Raw genomic sequence first — 15,678 nt, forward strand, 5'->3', positions numbered from 1 at the left:
TCCACGTGACATATACAAATGCGCGGCGCCCGGAACTCTTGCTCTGGCCCCGCTTCCACAGACCTTGACGCAGGGCGAGCGTCTTCCTAGAAGCTAGTTTAGAATTGTTCAAAACTGGGTGGCCGAAACGCAATCGCCCGGTCGCACTCGCCGCAAGCCGCGTAAATAGGACGGCTTGCCTTGGAATTTCAAGGAAATAACGCCATACGTCGGCGGAATGGCTTTTGACGGGAAGAACTGGACGAAAATGGCCGCGATACGCGCCTATCTCGACTATAATGCCAGCGCGCCGCTGCTTTCAGCGGCGCGCGAGGCCATGGTCGCGGCGTTTGACGCAGCCAACCCCTCGTCGGTCCATGCCGAGGGGCGCGCCGCGCGCAGGCTGGTCGACAATGTCAGGCGCGACGTGGCGGCATTGGTCAACGGCAAGGCCGAACATGTCGTCTTCACCTCGGGTGCGACCGAGGCCGCCTCGACACTGCTGACGCCGGACTGGCAGATGGGGCGCGGCGCCATTCGCATGAGCCGGCTCTACGTCTGCGAGGCCGACCATCCGTGCCTGCTGAATGGCGGACGCTTTCCGGCAAACCTGGTGACGCGGTTCGGTGTCGGCGCTGATGGCATCGTCAGTCTCGACGCCTTGACGGCAGCGCTCGGCGGTCACGACAAGGCCGATGGCTTGCCGTTGGTCGCGATCCACGCCGCCAACAACGAAACCGGCGTCATCCAGCCCATCGACCGCATTGCGGAGATCGTCAGGGCGGCGGGCGGCATTCTTGTCGTCGATGCCGTTCAGGCCGCGGGCCGCGTTTCGATCGATATGTCGGCCGGATACGCCGACTATGTGATTCTGTCCTCGCATAAGATCGGCGGCCCCAAGGGCGCCGGCGCCATCGTTGCTGCTGCCGACCTGATGATGCCGAGGCCGCTGATCAATGGCGGCGGCCAGGAAAAGGGCCACCGTGGCGGCACCGAGAACTTGCCCGGCATTGCCGGTTTTGGCGCCGCCGCGCGAGAAGCGCTGGCCGGGTTGGAGGCTATCGGCGCCGTGCGTCAGCGTCGCGATGAGCTCGAAACGTCAATCAAGACGCTGGTGCCGGACGTGGAAATCTTCGGAGCCGGCGCTCCAAGGCTTGCCAACACGACATTCTTCGCTATTCCCGGCGTCAAAGCCGAAACCACCCAGATCGCCTTCGATCTGGCGGGCGTGGCGCTTTCCGCCGGTTCCGCGTGCTCGTCGGGCAAGGTCGGGCCGAGCCATGTGCTGAAGGCCATGGGACACGGCGACAGCCTTGGTGCCTTGCGCGTGTCGGTCGGTGCCGCGACCGCCGACGAGGACATCGAACTGTTCCGCACCGCGCTGGCAAGCATTGCCGCGCGTCGGGCGGGTAGAGAGAAGGCCGCGTAGCGGTTGGGGCATCGGACCGGGAAATCCGATGCTTGAGAAAAAGGATCAGGCTTCGGCCTGGTAGAGCCGTGCGTTTCATGCTGGCCGGGTGAATTTCCGGTCGAGGCGCACTATATGAAACTTACGCTGCCGCGGACGCTTCTCGGGCGTTCATTTGGCGGTGCCATAGTTTGAAAACTGTCGGGCCTTGACCCCGGCGTGGATGGAGAACGCATATGCCTGCTGTGCAGGACACGATCGATCGGGTCCGAAAGATCGACGTCGACCAATACAAATACGGATTCCAGACCGAGATCGCTGTCGACAAGGCTCCCAAGGGTCTGAGCGAAGACATCATCCGTTTCATTTCGGCCAAGAAGGACGAACCGTCCTGGATGCTGGAATGGCGCCTCGAAGCCTATCGGCGTTGGCTGACGCTGGAAGAGCCGACCTGGGCGCGCGTCAACTATCCCAAGATCGATTTCCAGGACATCTACTATTACGCGGCGCCCAAGAGCACGCCCGGACCGACTTCGCTCAGCGACGTCGATCCCGAGATCTTGAAAGTCTACGAGAAGCTCGGCATTCCGTTGAAGGAGCAGGAAATCCTCGCCGGCGTGCAGAAGACCGACGCCTCGGAGCTCGAGGAAGTCAGTGACAATGTCTATAAATCGGGCCGCGTCGCCGTCGACGCCGTGTTCGATTCCGTGTCCGTCGTCACCACCTTCAAGAAGGAGCTGGCGCAGGCCGGCGTCATCTTCTGCTCGATCTCCGAAGCGATCCGCGAGCATCCAGAACTGGTCAAGAAATATCTCGGCTCGGTCGTGCCGACTTCCGACAATTTTTACGCCACGCTGAATTCGGCCGTGTTCACCGACGGCTCGTTCGTCTTCGTGCCCAAGGGCGTGCGCTGCCCGATGGAGCTGTCGACCTATTTCCGTATGAACGAGAAGAACACCGGCCAGTTCGAGCGCACGCTGATCATCGCCGAGGAGGGGGCCTACGTCTCCTATCTCGAGGGCTGCACGGCGCCGCAGCGCGACGAGAACCAGTTGCATGCCGCCGTGGTCGAACTGGTCGCGCTCGACGATGCCGAGATCAAGTATTCGACGGTGCAGAACTGGTACCCCGGCGACGCCGAGGGCAAGGGCGGCATCTACAACTTCGTCACCAAGCGCGGCGACTGCCGTGGCCATCGTTCGAAGATCTCGTGGACGCAGGTCGAGACCGGTTCGGCGATCACCTGGAAATATCCGAGCTGCATCCTGCGCGGCGACGATTCCTCGGGCGAGTTCTATTCGATTGCCGTGTCGAACGGCTACCAGCAGGTCGATAGCGGCACCAAGATGATCCATCTCGGCAAGAACACGTCGAGCCGCATCATCTCCAAGGGCATAGCCGCCGGCTTCTCGCAGAACACCTATCGCGGCCAGGTCTCGGCGCACCGCAAGGCGACCAACGCCCGCAACTTCACCAATTGCGACTCGCTGCTGATCGGCGACCAGTGCGGCGCGCACACCGTGCCTTACATGGAAGCCAAGAACTCGACGGCGCAGTTCGAGCATGAGGCGACGACGTCGAAAATATCAGAGGACCAGAAGTTCTACGTCATGCAGCGCGGCATCCCGGAAGAGGAAGCCATCGCACTGATCGTGAACGGCTTCGTCAAGGATGTCATCCAGCAGCTGCCGATGGAGTTTGCCGTAGAGGCGCAGAAGCTGATCGGCATCTCGCTGGAAGGCTCGGTGGGCTGACCGGCCCGGACAAATATTCAGGAAACAAAAATGCTTGAGATCAAGAACCTGCACGCCCGCATCGTCGATGACGGCACTGAGATCATTCGGGGCCTGAACCTGACGGTGAAAGCCGGCGAGGTCGCCGCGATCATGGGGCCGAACGGGTCGGGCAAATCGACGCTCTCCTACATCCTCGCCGGCCGCGAGGACTATGAGGTGACCGAGGGCGACATCCTCTACAACGGTCAGTCGATCCTCGAAATGGACCCGGCCGAGCGCGCCACTTCCGGCATCTTCCTCGCCTTCCAATATCCGATGGAAATACCGGGCGTGGCGACCATGGAATTCCTCAAGGTGGCGATGAACGAGCAGCGCAAGGCGCGCGGCGAGGAACCGCTGAAGATCCCGGAATTCCTGAAGCGGGTGAAGGAAGCCGCCGCCTCGCTCAGCATGGACATGGCGATGCTGAAGCGGCCACTCAATGTCGGCTTCTCCGGCGGCGAGAAGAAGCGCGCCGAGATCCTGCAGATGAAGCTGCTGGAGCCGAAACTGTGCGTGCTCGACGAGACCGATTCCGGCCTCGACATCGATGCGCTGAAGATTGTCTCGGATGGCGTCAACGCACTGCGCTCGCCGGACAGGGCGTTCCTGGTTATCACCCACTACCAGCGCCTGCTCGAACACATCGTGCCTGATAGCGTGCATGTGCTCTACAGGGGCCAGGTCATCAAGTCGGGCGACAAGTCGCTGGCGCTCGATCTTGAAGCGAACGGCTATGCCGGCGTCATCGGGCAAGCCGCGTAACGTGCCAAGTCATTTTGTTCCAAAAGACAGGCGAGACTGATGAATATGCACACACAACCGCAGCGGACACCGGCCGAGACAGCGTTGATCGACGCCTTCGGCGAACGGCTGTCGCTTTTGCCGGGAGACGGCGCGGTGATGCTGAAGCGTGATGACGCCATCGAGGCGGTCAAGCACGGCCTGCCGACGCGGCGCATCGAATCCTGGCACTATACAGACCTGCGCCGGCTGCTGAGTGCGGTGCCGGACTTCGATCCGGCCGCCGCCGCGCAAGCCATCGCGCCAATCGTCGAGGGTTCGACGGTCCTCATCCTGTTGAACGGCGTATCAAGCGCCAAGGCGCCGGTCGTCGACGGCGTCAGCGTCCAGCGTCTGTCCGAAAAGCTGACCGACGGCAGCATAGCGCCGGGGCTCGATCCCTATGGCAGCGACGATGCCATAGGCGCGCTGAACACGGCCTTCGTTGCCGACGGCTATTTTGTCGATATCGCCGACGGTATTGAATTGGAAAAGCCGATCGAGCTGCAGAACCTGCAGGCCGGTGGCCAGACCCATGTGCGCCTGCCGGTGCGGGTTGGCGCCGGCGCCAAGGCGGTCATCGTCGAGCGTCAGGCCGGCGAGGGCGCGGCGCTGACGAGCTCGGTCAGCCAGCTCGTGCTTGGCGAGGGCGCCGAGGTGACCTGGCTGATCGTCCAGGAGCAGCCGGATACGGCGACACATCTGGCGCAGTTCAAGGCCCATATCGGCAAGGATGCCAAACTGACGCTGTTCGTCATGAACGCCGGCGGCAGGCTGGTGCGCCAGGAAGTCATGGTCAAGACGACGGGCGAAGGCGCCGACTTCAAGCTGCGCGGCATCAATCTTCTGGCCGGCGACACCCATACCGACGTCACCATGGTGCTCGACCATGCCGTGCCGCATACGACATCGACCGAGGTCATCCGCAATGTGGTGACCGGCAAGGCGCGGGGCGTGTTCCAGGGCCGCATCAACGTCCATCAATATGCGCAGAAGACCAACGCCAAGATGGCTTGCAACACGCTGCTTTTGTCGGACGATGGCGAGTTCTCGACCAAGCCGGAGCTCGAGATCTTTGCCGACGACGTCGTCTGCGGCCATGGCGCGACGGTCACCGAGATCGACCACGATCATTTGTTCTACCTGATGGCGCGCGGCGTCGACGAAAAGAGCGCGCGGGGGTTGCTCGTCAAGGCGTTCGTCGCCGAGGTGATCGAGGAACTGGATGACGAAGCGATCGTCGAGGCGCTGGAAGCGCGGCTCGATGAGTGGTTCGTGACGCACGGGTGAAGTGGATGGGGCCTGGCTAAGCCACCCCTCATCCGTCTTGGCGCTGCGCGCCAATCCACCTTCTCCCACAAGGGGAGAAGGTAAAGCGCTCTTCCTTCTCCCATTGTGGGGCCTGAAGGGCGGACGAGGCAAGTGACTCGCCCTGGGCGGTGGCCGCGAAGCGGTCGGATGAGGGGTGCGCGGCAGAATGAGGCGATGAAGTTGTGATGGACCAGAAGATCGAAACCACCCCCTACGACGTCGAGGCGATCCGCCGTGACTTTCCGATTCTGTCGCGCGAAGTCTATGGCAAGCCGCTCGTCTATCTCGACAACGGCGCCTCGGCACAGAAGCCGCAGGTGGTGCTCGGCACCATCCAGCACGCCTACAGCCAGGAATATGCCAACGTCCATCGCGGCCTGCATTTCCTCTCCAATGCCGCTACCGACGCCTATGAGAAGGCGCGAGAAACGGTGCGCCGGTTCCTCAACGCGCCAAGCACCGACAACATCGTCTTCACCTCGAACACGACCTCGGCGATCAACACCGTCGCCTATGGCTATGGCATGCCCAATATCGGCGAGGGCGACGAGATCGTGCTGTCGATCATGGAGCACCATTCCAACATCGTGCCGTGGCATTTCATCCGCGAACGCCAGGGCGCCAAGCTGGTCTGGGTGCCGGTCGACGACCTCGGCGTCTTCCACATCGAGGAATTCGAAAAACGCCTGACCGACCGCACCAAGCTGGTCGCCATCACGCAGATGTCGAATGCGCTGGGCACGGTGACGCCAATCAAGGAGATTGTCCGGATCGCTCACGCCCGCGGCATTCCGGTGCTTGTCGACGGCAGCCAGAGCGCCGTGCACATGCCCATTGACGTGCAGGATCTCGACTGCGATTTCTTCGTCTTTACCGGCCACAAGGTCTACGGCCCCTCGGGCATCGGCGTGCTCTACGGCAAGAAGGATAGTCTCGCCGGCATGCGGCCCTTCATGGGCGGCGGCGAGATGATCGAGGAGGTGACGGAAGATATCGTCACCTACAACGACCCGCCGCATCGCTTCGAGGCCGGCACGCCGCCAATCGTCCAGGCGATCGGACTGGGTGCCGCGCTCGACTACATGGACTCTGTCGGCCGTGAGCGCATCGCGGCACACGAGGAAGACCTCAAGAATTATGCCCATGAGCGCCTGCGCGCCATCAATTCGCTGCGCATCTTCGGTGATGCGCCTGGCAAGGGCGCCATCATCTCCTTCGAACTAAGAGGTATTCATGCCCATGACGTGTCGATGGTGATAGACAGGCAAGGCGTGGCTGTCCGCGCGGGCACCCATTGCGCCCAGCCGCTGTTGAAACGCTTTGGCGTAACCTCCACATGCAGGGCATCGTTCGGCATGTATAATACCAGGGCCGAAGTCGACGCTTTGGCCGAGGCGCTTGAAAAAGCGCGCAAGTTTTTCGGGTGACGACCATGGATGATGTGAGCACCACCACCGAAGCTACGCCGGAAACCGCCGGCAACAGCGTCGTTTCCGCCTCGGCCATCCCGGCCGATGAACTGGCGCGGCTGACCGATGACATCGTCTCGGCGCTGAAGACGGTCTACGACCCGGAAATTCCGGCCGATATTTACGAGCTCGGCCTCGTCTACAAGATCGACGTCGAGGACGACCGCTCGGTCAAGATCGACATGACGCTGACCGCGCCCGGCTGCCCGGTTGCCGGCGAAATGCCTGGCTGGGTGGAGAACGCCGTGGGCGCCGTCGAAGGCGTGTCCGGGGTCGAGGTCAACATGACTTTCGATCCGCCCTGGACGCCCGACCGCATGTCGGAAGAGGCGCAGGTCGCGGTGGGCTGGTACTAGCACCGAGCCCAGTACACTTGCGCCAGTGGTAAAACTTCACCATTTTAGGTGAGGAATCATTCGGCAGGCCTTGAACCTGCACAGAATGGAGAAGGAAAAACATGGGACGCTTTGCCGTCATCACGATGACCGAAAAGGCCGCCGACCGGGTGCGCGAGATCGTCGCCACGCGCGATAACGCGCATGGCATTCGCCTAGGCATCAAGAAGGGCGGCTGCGCCGGCATGGAATATACGGTCGATCTGGTGACCGAGCCCAACGCCAAGGACGACCACATCGAACGCGACGGCGCCCATGTCTACGTCGCGCCCGAGGCCGCCCTTTTCCTGTTCGGCACCGAGATGGATTTCGAGCAGACGACGCTGCGCACCGGCTTCACCTTCCGCAACCCGAACCAGAGCTCGGCCTGCGGCTGCGGCGAATCGGTCGAATTGAAGCCGGCCGATCTGAAAGCCTTGGCCGAGGCGCGCGCTTCGGCCTGAGCATTTCCTTCGCCCCGTTTACGGCGTGAAGAAAGCTAATCCACCCACATGCCTGTCCGCTTGTGCCAGCCGGCGATCGATTCCTCGGGATAGACGTCGAACACCTTGTCCTTCGGCCCGATATCGGGCTCGACCCAGTTCGCCTTGTATTTCAGCATCAGATGCACTTTTTCGGGCGGCTTCGGCAGGTCGCTGTCGATCGCCGAGGCGAAGGGATGCACCAGTTCCGGCCAGGTCGGGTCGTAGAGCCACAGCGCTGAGCCGCATTTGCGGCAAAAATTGCGCTCGCCGGTCGAGACCTCGCAGTTGGGATGCTCGTCGTCCTCGATCTCGGCGCGATAGACGCCAAGGTTTCTCTTGCCCCTGATGTTCAGCGTTTCGTAGTCGGCGCCGAGATTGATGGCGAAACCGCCGCCGCCCTGCTGCTTGCGGCAGATCGAGCAGTAGCACAGCATGAACGGCACGGGCGTGTGGCTTTCCACTTCGAAACGCACGGCGTTGCAGCGACAGGACCCCTTGAGCAGCACAGGCATGGCAAAATCTCCGACAGGATAGCCTCAACCTGTCAGCATGATTTTGGTTGCGGCGATGACAAGGCCAAATGCCGGTGACATGATCGCGGCATGGACAATGAACGCATCGCCGAACTGTTCGAGGGCCTCGGTCCGGTCAGCATCCGAAAACTGTTCGGCGGCAAGGGCATCTATTTCGACGGCGTCATCGTCGCCATTGTCCTGCGTGGCGAATTGCTGCTGAAAGCCGACGAGCAAAGCGCACCGGATTTCGAAGCCGCGGGCTGCCGGCAGTGGACCTACACCGGCACGCGCCACGGCAAGCTGGTGGCAATGCCCTACTGGAGCATTCCCGACAGCGCTTTTGACGATCCGGACGAAATGACGGTCTGGGCACGCCGCGCCTATGAGGCGGGGCGGCGCGCGGGGAAGTAGATTCCGGCAAGCGCGAGGCCGCCCCCTCATCCGGCCGCTTCGCGGCCACCTTCTCCCCGAGGGGAGAAGAGGTCGGCGTCGGCGCTGCAAGCTCCTCTCCCCTCGGGGAGAGGTCGGATTGCCCCGAATTGCTCTTTGCAATTCGGTTTTGGCAATCCGAGTGAGGGGGCCTTCGCCGCGTGAACTACAAGGCCTTGGCGATCTCAGCCGCCAGCCTTGCATTGTTCTCGACCAGCGCGATGTTGGTCTTCAGGCTGCGGCCGCCGGTGAGTTCGAGGATTTTTCCCAGCAGGAACGGTGTCACCGCTTTGCCGGTGACGTTGAGGTCTTCGGCCGCTTTCTGCGCGGCTTCGATGTAGCCCGCCATTTCTTCAGCGGGGATTTCGTGGTTTTCCGGCACCGGATTGGCAATCAGCAAGCCGCCGCCCAAACCCAGAGCCAGGCGCGTCTGATAGAAATGCGCGATGTCTTCCGGCTTGTGCAGCGTCAATGGCGCCCGGAACGGCGACTGCCGCGACCAGAAGGCCGGCATCGTCTCGCAGCCATGGCCGATAACGGGCACGCCGCGCGTCTCCAGCACTTCCAGCGTCTTTTCGATGTCGAGGATCGCCTTGGCGCCGGCCGAGACGACGATGACCGGCGTGCGCGCCAGTTCATCGAGGTCGGCCGAGATGTCGAAACTCTTTTCCGCGCCCTTGTGCACGCCGCCGATGCCGCCGGTGGCGAATACCTTTATCCCGACCATGTCAGCCGCGATCATGGTCGCCGCGACCGTGGTGCCCCCGGTGCGGCCTTGCGCGACGGCGAAGCCGAAATCGGCGCGCGACAGCTTCATGGCGCCACCCGTCATCGCCAGCGATTCGCGCTCGCCGTCGGAGAGGCCGATCTTGATGCGGCCGCCAATCACGGCGATCGTCGCCGGCACCGCGCCGCCGTCAGCGATGATCTTTTCGACATTGGCCGCCATGGCGCCATTGTCGGGATAGGGCATGCCATGGGTGATGATGGTGCTTTCGAGCGCCACCACCGGGCGCCCGTCGGCCAGGGCTTGCGCCACCGGTGCGTGGATATCGATGAAAGGGCGGGCGGTTTCTGGCGTCATCTCTGATCTTCAATCCGGAGTGCGGCGCATCCACTGCGCTCTATGAATTTGCCGGTCTCATGCCACTTCCCTGGCATCCGGCACAAGAGCCAGCGCCTCCGCGAAGCTCGCCGCGGTGAATTCGGGCACCGCGTTGGCGCTTTCGATGGCCAGGATTGCCGCCGCGACGCCTTCGCGCAGGGCCTGGCGCAACGGCAGGCCGCGCAGCAGCGCCGCGACCGTCGCGCCCGCCAGCGCGTCGCCGGCGCCGGTGACATCCGCGACTTTTCTGGGGGCAGGCGGCAGGATCGAGAAGGCGCCCGTACCGTCGAAACCCAGCACAGGGCCGCTGCCTGCCGTGACCACGCCGCTGGCAAGGCGGCTGCACCGCAACCCGTCGATCATTTCCCGCTCGCCGGCACTTGCGTTGACGCCGGCCAGCACAGCGGCCTCCCGTCGATTCATGAAGAGTTGGGCCAGTCCGCCGAGCACCGGTATCAGCCGCGTCACCTTGGCCGGGGAAATCGCGATGGCGAAAACCGGTTTACCGGCGGCGAGCGACAGCAACCCCTCCAGTGCGGCCGACGGCAGGTTGGCGTCGCACAGGATGGCATCCGCGGCGGCCACTTCCTGGCGTATCTTGGAACGCCTGATCTGCTTGGGAAAAGCCAGGTCGTACAATGCCATGTCGGCAAAGCCGACGATCAATTCGCCCTCGCGATCGATCAGCGCTGTGTAGCTCGGCGTGGCACGATCGAGGAACACCGCCGAAAGATCGGCGATGCCTGCCTCGGCGATGGCCCGTGAAACCGTATCGGCTGACGCATCGCCACCGCGCACCGAAAGCAGCGATGCGCAGAGGCCGCGCCGCACCATGCTGCGCAACGCATTGAAGACGCCACCGCCGACATCCTCGCGCATCGTGCCGGGATTGGAGGCGGCCGGCACATAGGGGCCGGACACTTGGCCACGCCGGTCGATATGGGCACCGCCCACGGCCAGTACCTTCAAGGAATCCACCATGGCGGCGATATGACCTTTGTTGTTGGGACCGCACAAGCGCTAGAGTGCGCGACAGAGCTTCGCATGCAGGACGGCGATTCGGCCGGGCGATACGATCGAGCCGTCTGGCCCAATGCGCGGCCTGTTCCTGCCCGGGCGGAGCCTGTTCCTGCCCGGGTTTGCGAGACAAAAAAAGAACAAATCAGGATAACGCTTGTTTTTCAACTGGTTGTCACCCCTTGCCAAATGAGAACAAAAAAGGTACAAAATGACAAGGATTACGGATTGTCCGGCCTTCATTGACGACCAAGGGGTGATGTATCATGGCTCAGAATTCTTTGCGGCTGGTAGAGGATAAGGCAGTGGACAAATCAAAGGCTCTGGATGCGGCGCTGTCGCAAATCGAGCGGGCTTTCGGCAAGGGCTCGATCATGCGGCTCGGCGCCAACGAGCAGGTCGTCGAGATCGAAACGGTGCCGACAGGCTCGCTCGGCCTCGACATCGCGCTCGGCGTCGGCGGTCTGCCGCGCGGCCGTATCATCGAGATCTACGGGCCGGAAAGCTCGGGCAAGACGACGCTGGCCCTGCATACCGTGGCCGAAGCCCAGAAGAAGGGCGGCATCTGCGCCTTCGTCGATGCCGAGCACGCGCTCGATCCGGTCTACGCCCGCAAACTCGGCGTCGATCTTGAAAACCTGCTGATCTCGCAGCCCGATACCGGCGAGCAGGCGCTGGAGATTTGCGACACGCTGGTGCGTTCCGGCGCCATCGACGTGCTGGTGGTCGATTCGGTGGCGGCGCTGACGCCGCGCGCCGAAATCGAGGGCGAGATGGGCGATTCGCTGCCCGGCCTGCAGGCCCGCCTAATGAGCCAGGCGCTGCGCAAGCTGACCGCCTCGATCTCGCGCTCCAACACCATGGTCATCTTCATCAACCAGATCCGCATGAAGATCGGCGTCATGTTCGGTTCGCCCGAGACGACGACCGGCGGCAACGCGCTGAAATTCTACGCCTCGGTGCGTCTAGACATCCGCCGTATCGGCTCGGTCAAGGATCGCGACGAGGTGGTCGGCAACCAGACCCGCGTCAAGGTGGTCAAGAATAAGCTGGCGCCGCCCTTCAAGGTGGTCGAGTTCGACATCATGTATGGCGAGGGCGTCTCCAAGACTGGCGAACTGGTCGATCTCGGCGTCAAGGCCGGTGTGGTCGAGAAGTCGGGCGCCTGGTTCTCCTATAATTCGCAGCGTCTCGGCCAGGGCCGCGAGAACGCCAAACTGTTCCTGCGCGACAATCCCGACACCGCGCGCGAGATCGAGCTGGCGCTCAGGCAGAATGCCGGGTTGATCGCCGAAAAGTTCCTCGAAAACGGTGGCTCAGAGGGCAATGGCGACGACGGTTTTGAGGACGAAGCCGGCGCGATGTAGGGCAGCGCCAGAGTTTGGCCATAAATCCAGCCTATTATCCGATGCTTAAGTAACAGAGTTCTGTAGTACCGCGTTCCAAACCGCCGGCCTTCGAGCCGGCGGTTTTCGTTTGCGTGCCTACGTAAGTGCCGGTGCAAAGCGCGAATTGGCCCAATTCCGTGTTTCTGGACAGGGTCAAGAGCTGCGGCTAAAAGGCCAACTCCATCTTCTAGAAAACACAGAGCCATCTCCCCGCCGGTCCGGCCGGCGGCTCTCTTGAAAAGGCAGTATCCATGAGTGGCGTCAACGAGATCCGGTCGACATTTCTCGACTATTTCCGCAAGGAGGGCCACGAGGTCGTGGCCTCGAGCCCGCTCGTGCCGCGCAACGATCCGACATTGATGTTCACCAATGCCGGCATGGTGCAGTTCAAGAACGTCTTCACCGGTTTGGAGAAGCGGCCCTATTCGCGTGCCACCACGGCGCAGAAAAGCGTTCGCGCCGGCGGCAAGCACAACGATCTCGACAATGTCGGCTATACCGCGCGCCACCTGACCTTCTTCGAGATGCTCGGCAATTTCTCCTTCGGCGATTATTTCAAGGAGCGCGCCATCGAGCTTGCCTGGAATCTCATCACCAAGGAATTCGGGCTGAAGAAGGACAAGCTGCTGGTCACCGTCTACCACACCGACGATGAGGCGGCCGGTTTCTGGAAGAAGATCGCCGGTTTCTCCGACGATCGCATCATCCGCATCCCGACCTCGGACAATTTCTGGGCGATGGGCGATACCGGACCCTGCGGCCCGTGCTCGGAAATCTTCATCGACCGTGGCGAGCACATCTGGGGCGGCCCTCCCGGCAGTCCGGAGGAGGATGGCGACCGGTTCCTCGAATTCTGGAACCTGGTGTTCATGCAGTATGAGCAGGTGACGAAGGAGGAGCGCGTCGACCTGCCGCGCCCGTCTATCGACACCGGCATGGGCCTGGAGCGCATGGCATCCATCCTGCAAGGGGTGGAGAGCATCTTCGAGACCGACCTGTTCCGTCATTTGATCGATGCGGCGTCCTCCGCGCTTGGGCGCGCGCCCGATGCGGAAACGGTTGCCTCCTACCGCGTCATTGCCGATCACCTGCGCTCGTCCTCCTTCCTTGTCGCCGATGGCGTGCTGCCGTCGAATGAAGGTCGCGGCTATGTGCTGCGCCGTATCATGCGCCGCGCCATGCGCCATGCGCAGTTGCTCGGCGCCCGCGATCCGTTGATGTGGAAGCTGGTGCCGGCGCTGGTGCGCGAGATGGGCCAGGCCTATCCGGAACTGGTGCGCGGCGAAACGATGATTACCGAGACCTTGAAACTCGAGGAGACACGGTTCCGCAAGACGCTGGTGCGCGGCCTCGGGCTGCTCTCCGAGGCGACGGAGAAGCTCGGCGCCGGCGACATGCTGGATGGCGAGACGGCATTCAAGCTCTATGACACCTATGGCTTTCCGCTCGACCTGACACAGGACGCGCTGCGCCAGCGCAGCATTTCGGTCGATCTTGCCGGATTTACCAATGCGATGGAGCAGCAGAAGGCGGAGGCGCGTAAGCACTGGGCCGGGTCCGGCGAGGCCGCCACCGAAACGGTTTGGTTCTCCGTGCGTGAAAAAACCGGCGCCACCGAATTCCTCGGCTACGAAACCGAGCAGGCTGAGGGCCTCATCCAGGCGCTGGTCAAGGACGGCAAGACCGTTGACAGCGCCGCCAAAGGCGATGCGGTCGCCGTGATCGTAAACCAGACGCCGTTCTATGGCGAATCCGGCGGCCAGATGGGCGACACCGGCGTAATCTCGGGTGAGGGGTTCTCGATCGAGATTTCCGACACGCAGAAGAAGGCCGATGGTCTGTTTGTGCATCTCGGCAAGGTGATCGCAGGCACGCTCAAGACGGGTGCCGCGGTCGAACTGAAGGTTGATCATGCCAGGCGTTCCAGGCTACGCGCCAACCATTCCGCGACGCATCTGATTCATGAGGCGCTGCGCGAGGTGCTGGGCACCCATGTCGCTCAAAAAGGCTCGCTGGTCGCGCCCGAGCGCCTGCGTTTCGATATCTCGCACAACAAGCCGATCTCTCCGCAGGAGCTTGAGGAGGTCGAGCGCATGGCCAATGAGATCGTCGTCCAAAACAGCCCGGTGACCACGCGCCTGATGTCGGTCGACGACGCCATTGCTGAGGGCGCGACGGCGCTGTTCGGCGAGAAGTATGGTGACGAGGTGCGCGTCGTCTCGATGGGCACGGGCGTTCATGGCGCCAAGGCCAACCGGCCTTATTCGGTCGAGCTCTGCGGCGGCACGCATGTCAGGGCGACCGGCGATATCGGCTTGGTGCGCATCGTTTCGGACGGCGCGGTCGCCGCAGGCGTGCGCCGCATCGAGGCGCTGACAGGCGAAGCCGCGCGGAAACATCTCGACGAGCAGGACAGGCGGCTGAAGGCGGCCGCCGCCACGCTGAAGATCTCGCCGGCCGATGTGCCAGCGCGCGTCGAAGCACTGCTCGAAGAGCGCAAGAAGCTCGAGAAGGACCTGGCCGAAGCGCGCAAGAAGCTGGCGCTGGGCGGCGGGTCGCCTGCCGATGCCCCGGCCGCCAGCGAGATCGTCGCTGGCGTCGGCTTCCTCGGCAAGGCGGTTTCCGGCGTCTCGCCGAAGGATTTGAAGCCGCTGGCCGACGCCGGCAAGACTTCGTTGGGCTCTGGCGTCGTCGTGTTCGTTGGCGCTGGCGAGGACAACAAGGCGAGCGTCGTGGTCGCCGTCACCGATGATCTCGTCAACCGCTTCAGCGCCGTCGACTTGGTGCGCGTCGCCTCCGCCGCATTGGGCGGGCAGGGCGGCGGCGGCCGTCCCGACATGGCCCAGGCCGGCGGACCGGATGCGTCGAAAGCCAACGATGCGATCGCGGCGGTAAGGGCGGCGCTGGAAGCGGCGTAAGCGTCGGATTGGACTTATTACGAAGGTTGGGAGGGGCGCTGCCCCGCAGCCATCTCAATCCTGTCAATCAACCTTGTCGGTGCGCGCAAAGCTTGCACGCACCGAGACACGCGCGTACCAGTCCCGGATATCCGCGAACCGCGCCAGCAAGTCGCGCCCCTCGATCACCTTGACGAAATAGCCGATCATCGGCGCCGCATGCAGGTCGGCCAACGTCAGCTGGTCGCCAAGCAGCCATGGCCCTTGTGCCTTCAGCGACGTCAGCACCCCGAGCACTGTTTCGGCTTGCCGCAGCCCGTCGGCGATCAGCGCCTCGTCGGGCGCTTCTTTTTCCAGCCGCTCGACAGCGACGTCCCAGACCATCGCCCGATAGGCATAGGCATCGAGCATGCCGATGATCTGGCCCATCCTGGCGTGGCCGCGCGCATCGGCAGGCTGCAGCGCCGGCCCATCGAAGGCCTCGTCGACATAGCGAGCGATCGCGCTGGTCTCGAACAGGCGGAACTCGTCGTGCTCGAAGGCCGGAATGCGGCCGAACGGATGGTGTTCGAGATACCAAGCCGGGACCCCCTCGGAGGCGAAGATGTCGAGCGGCACCAACTCGCAGTCGATGCCTTTCTCCGCCAGCGCCATCCGCGCGATGCGCACATACACACTGTAGTCCGCGCCGTAGAGGATTGGCTTGGTCACGCTGTCAGCCCTTAGCTTTCGCCGGCCCTAAA

Annotated in this window: 14 protein-coding genes; 10 read left to right on the forward strand and 4 right to left on the reverse strand. The window is 62.9% G+C overall.

Features of this window, described 5'->3' with window-relative positions:
* Nucleotides 1-247: 247 nt before the first annotated feature.
* The 7 genes from M653_RS0112450 to sufA all read left to right on the forward strand — a co-directional run bounded on the left by M653_RS0112450 (nucleotide 248) and on the right by sufA (nucleotide 7,563).
* Nucleotides 248-1,408 carry a cysteine desulfurase family protein gene (locus tag M653_RS0112450; RefSeq protein ID WP_027143654.1) on the forward strand — a complete coding sequence of 387 codons (1,161 nt, stop codon included), beginning with the start codon at nucleotides 248-250 and terminating at the stop codon, nucleotides 1,406-1,408.
* A gap of 215 nt (nucleotides 1,409-1,623) precedes the next feature.
* Entirely contained in the window at nucleotides 1,624-3,141 is a 1,518-nt protein-coding gene (gene sufB, locus M653_RS0112455) for a Fe-S cluster assembly protein SufB (RefSeq protein WP_027143655.1), read from the forward strand.
* Between the two features lie 30 nt (nucleotides 3,142-3,171).
* On the forward strand, nucleotides 3,172-3,927 hold the full coding sequence (gene sufC / locus M653_RS0112460) for a Fe-S cluster assembly ATPase SufC (RefSeq protein WP_027143656.1): 756 nt from the start codon (nucleotides 3,172-3,174) through the stop codon (nucleotides 3,925-3,927).
* 39 nt (nucleotides 3,928-3,966) lie between these two features.
* The gene (gene sufD, locus M653_RS0112465) at nucleotides 3,967-5,235 is read left to right on the forward strand and encodes a Fe-S cluster assembly protein SufD (protein WP_027143657.1); all 1,269 of its coding nucleotides are present in this window, start codon (nucleotides 3,967-3,969) and stop codon (nucleotides 5,233-5,235) included.
* Between the two features lie 206 nt (nucleotides 5,236-5,441).
* Nucleotides 5,442-6,683, forward strand: coding sequence for a cysteine desulfurase (locus tag M653_RS0112470; protein WP_027143658.1), 1,242 nt, complete (start codon nucleotides 5,442-5,444; stop codon nucleotides 6,681-6,683).
* A 5-nt stretch (nucleotides 6,684-6,688) separates the two neighbouring features.
* Nucleotides 6,689-7,081, forward strand: a complete 393-nt coding sequence (locus M653_RS0112475) for an SUF system Fe-S cluster assembly protein (protein ID WP_027143659.1) — start codon at nucleotides 6,689-6,691, stop codon at nucleotides 7,079-7,081.
* Between the two features lie 101 nt (nucleotides 7,082-7,182).
* Nucleotides 7,183-7,563: a Fe-S cluster assembly scaffold SufA gene (sufA, locus tag M653_RS0112480; protein WP_027143660.1), complete on the forward strand. Its 381-nt coding sequence runs from the start codon at nucleotides 7,183-7,185 to the stop codon at nucleotides 7,561-7,563.
* A gap of 35 nt (nucleotides 7,564-7,598) precedes the next feature.
* Here sufA and M653_RS0112485 read toward each other — a convergent pair whose 3' ends face one another.
* A complete protein-coding gene (locus M653_RS0112485; RefSeq protein WP_027143661.1) occupies nucleotides 7,599-8,096 on the reverse strand; it encodes a GFA family protein in 498 nt (165 codons plus the stop codon).
* 90 nt (nucleotides 8,097-8,186) lie between these two features.
* Here M653_RS0112485 and M653_RS0112490 point away from each other — a divergent pair, with 90 nt between their 5' ends.
* Entirely contained in the window at nucleotides 8,187-8,510 is a 324-nt protein-coding gene (locus tag M653_RS0112490; protein ID WP_027143662.1) for a TfoX/Sxy family protein, read from the forward strand.
* A 184-nt stretch (nucleotides 8,511-8,694) separates the two neighbouring features.
* Here M653_RS0112490 and M653_RS0112495 read toward each other — a convergent pair whose 3' ends face one another.
* Together M653_RS0112495 and M653_RS0112500 are read right to left on the reverse strand one after the other, a co-directional pair.
* A complete protein-coding gene (locus M653_RS0112495; protein WP_027143663.1) occupies nucleotides 8,695-9,612 on the reverse strand; it encodes a pseudouridine-5'-phosphate glycosidase in 918 nt (305 codons plus the stop codon).
* Between the two features lie 57 nt (nucleotides 9,613-9,669).
* Entirely contained in the window at nucleotides 9,670-10,614 is a 945-nt protein-coding gene (locus tag M653_RS0112500) for a carbohydrate kinase family protein (RefSeq protein WP_027143664.1), read from the reverse strand.
* 302 nt (nucleotides 10,615-10,916) lie between these two features.
* Here M653_RS0112500 and recA point away from each other — a divergent pair, with 302 nt between their 5' ends.
* A complete protein-coding gene (gene recA, locus M653_RS0112505) occupies nucleotides 10,917-12,017 on the forward strand; it encodes a recombinase RecA (RefSeq protein ID WP_013895892.1) in 1,101 nt (366 codons plus the stop codon).
* A 272-nt stretch (nucleotides 12,018-12,289) separates the two neighbouring features.
* Nucleotides 12,290-14,956, forward strand: a complete 2,667-nt coding sequence (gene alaS / locus M653_RS0112510) for an alanine--tRNA ligase (RefSeq protein ID WP_027143665.1) — start codon at nucleotides 12,290-12,292, stop codon at nucleotides 14,954-14,956.
* A gap of 63 nt (nucleotides 14,957-15,019) precedes the next feature.
* Here alaS and M653_RS0112515 read toward each other — a convergent pair whose 3' ends face one another.
* Nucleotides 15,020-15,646, reverse strand: a complete 627-nt coding sequence (locus tag M653_RS0112515) for a glutathione S-transferase family protein (protein ID WP_027143666.1) — start codon at nucleotides 15,644-15,646, stop codon at nucleotides 15,020-15,022.
* Nucleotides 15,647-15,678 lie beyond the last annotated feature (32 nt).

This window comes from Mesorhizobium sp. WSM3626 (assembly GCF_000513935.1).
In the GTDB taxonomy this organism is placed as follows: domain Bacteria; phylum Pseudomonadota; class Alphaproteobacteria; order Rhizobiales; family Rhizobiaceae; genus Mesorhizobium; species Mesorhizobium salmacidum.

What these genes read in the sequence shown, in the direction of transcription:
- M653_RS0112450 (WP_027143654.1), top strand. Translation starts at nt 248, where the DNA reads ATGGCCGCGATACGCGCCTATCTCGACTATAATGCCAGCGCGCCGCTG.
- sufB (WP_027143655.1), top strand. Translation starts at nt 1,624, where the DNA reads ATGCCTGCTGTGCAGGACACGATCGATCGGGTCCGAAAGATCGACGTC.
- sufC (WP_027143656.1), top strand. Translation starts at nt 3,172, where the DNA reads ATGCTTGAGATCAAGAACCTGCACGCCCGCATCGTCGATGACGGCACT.
- sufD (WP_027143657.1), top strand. Translation starts at nt 3,967, where the DNA reads ATGAATATGCACACACAACCGCAGCGGACACCGGCCGAGACAGCGTTG.
- M653_RS0112470 (WP_027143658.1), top strand. Translation starts at nt 5,442, where the DNA reads ATGGACCAGAAGATCGAAACCACCCCCTACGACGTCGAGGCGATCCGC.
- M653_RS0112475 (WP_027143659.1), top strand. Translation starts at nt 6,689, where the DNA reads ATGGATGATGTGAGCACCACCACCGAAGCTACGCCGGAAACCGCCGGC.
- sufA (WP_027143660.1), top strand. Translation starts at nt 7,183, where the DNA reads ATGGGACGCTTTGCCGTCATCACGATGACCGAAAAGGCCGCCGACCGG.
- M653_RS0112485 (WP_027143661.1), bottom strand. Translation starts at nt 8,096, where the DNA reads ATGCCTGTGCTGCTCAAGGGGTCCTGTCGCTGCAACGCCGTGCGTTTC.
- M653_RS0112490 (WP_027143662.1), top strand. Translation starts at nt 8,187, where the DNA reads ATGGACAATGAACGCATCGCCGAACTGTTCGAGGGCCTCGGTCCGGTC.
- M653_RS0112495 (WP_027143663.1), bottom strand. Translation starts at nt 9,612, where the DNA reads ATGACGCCAGAAACCGCCCGCCCTTTCATCGATATCCACGCACCGGTG.
- M653_RS0112500 (WP_027143664.1), bottom strand. Translation starts at nt 10,614, where the DNA reads ATGGTGGATTCCTTGAAGGTACTGGCCGTGGGCGGTGCCCATATCGAC.
- recA (WP_013895892.1), top strand. Translation starts at nt 10,917, where the DNA reads ATGGCTCAGAATTCTTTGCGGCTGGTAGAGGATAAGGCAGTGGACAAA.
- alaS (WP_027143665.1), top strand. Translation starts at nt 12,290, where the DNA reads ATGAGTGGCGTCAACGAGATCCGGTCGACATTTCTCGACTATTTCCGC.